Genomic DNA, 1,246 nt, shown 5'->3' with positions numbered 1-1,246 from the left:
CTCCTGAAGGGCGGGGTTTTCACCCGCATCCGTTAGACAGTTAGACTTTTGAGGTTTTTATTCCTCGCGAAGTCCCCTACTCATACCCCTCTATTTTCTAGAGGCTCCTAGTAGGAACAAGCCGCACTAACTTCTGACTTCTGACTTCTGACTTCTGACTTCTGACTTCTGACGCTAAGCGTAGCACTATAAATCAAAACTCCCGTTGCCAGAAGATTAGGATAGCGATCGCTAAAAGTAGCACGATGTACAGTAATCCATAAAGTCCATTTAAAAACAGTTCTGGGAACGGGGGTAAGACACCATAGACGGCATCATTCTTTAAATTGAGCCGTGATAAATCCGGGATAACCAAGTATAGGGTTTCGGTCATCCGCTCAATGCCAGGGTTTTCGCTCAACTTGCTTAACTCCACTAAATCACGGCTCAAGTGTCCCATCATATAAATCCCAAACGTAAGTAACGTTGCTAGGAGTGAACTAGTAAAGACACCAAACATTAGCGCTACTGCTGTGATTAGAGACAGTTCTAGAAATTGGTAAAGCACCGAAACCAGGATGCTAACCACAGGGTATTCAATACTAGAGGCACGTAAGCCCAGCAGATAAATGGCAGTCATAGCCACAACCAGCACAGCCAATACACCCGATAACCCTAAGTGTTTGCCAATGATAAATTCAGCCCGGCTAAGAGGCTTGGGAATTAACACTAATACAGTACGCTTTTCGATTTCCTTGTTAATCAACCCGGTACCAACAAATACCGCCACGATTACACCCAGGATACCCATCCCAGCTAGACCCAAATCCAGAAAAATTTTCTCTTCTGTGGTTGCTGCTATCTCAGGTAACAGCCTCAGAGCTATGCCTAGGGCTAGGGCAAAAAAGCCGATCAGATATAAAACGCGATCGCGTATCACTTCCCGAAAACCATTAGCTGCGATCGCCCAAATTCTTGCCAAACTCACCTACTATCTCCTATGCTCCTCTTTTGCTTCCATCATAGGAGAGGTACACAAGTTTGGGATTTTTGCTATAAGCTTAAGTCATGGATGATAGAGAAGTCATCAAGAACCGCCCAGAATTCGCTTAGGTGCGCTTGACCTTGGCGAATTAAATTCGCCAAGTCTGGCTCTGGGCGCTCTGGCCTGGTTCCTGGTGCGAGGCGGGCGCGGCAGACTGGCGCTCCTCGGCCTGGTGGTCGCCGTGGTCGTGGACCTCGGCGTGTACCACTACCGCTACAACCC

Annotated in this window: 2 protein-coding genes; both read right to left on the bottom strand. The window is 47.5% G+C overall.

Features of this window, described 5'->3' with window-relative positions; genetic code table 11:
* Nucleotides 1-193: 193 nt before the first annotated feature.
* Nucleotides 194-967, bottom strand: a complete 774-nt coding sequence (locus tag F6K37_RS43195; RefSeq protein WP_008190425.1) for an ABC transporter permease — start codon at nucleotides 965-967, stop codon at nucleotides 194-196.
* Between the two features lie 65 nt (nucleotides 968-1,032).
* Nucleotides 1,033-1,246: hypothetical protein (locus F6K37_RS43190; RefSeq protein ID WP_287257314.1), on the bottom strand; the 214-nt coding region annotated here is incomplete at its 5' end.

It is taken from the genome of Moorena sp. SIO4E2 (assembly GCF_010671945.1).
GTDB classification, from domain to species: Bacteria; Cyanobacteriota; Cyanobacteriia; order Cyanobacteriales; family Coleofasciculaceae; genus Moorena; species Moorena producens.
Note: the sequence above shows the minus strand (reverse complement) of the source record. Positions and strands in the feature narration are given on the sequence as shown.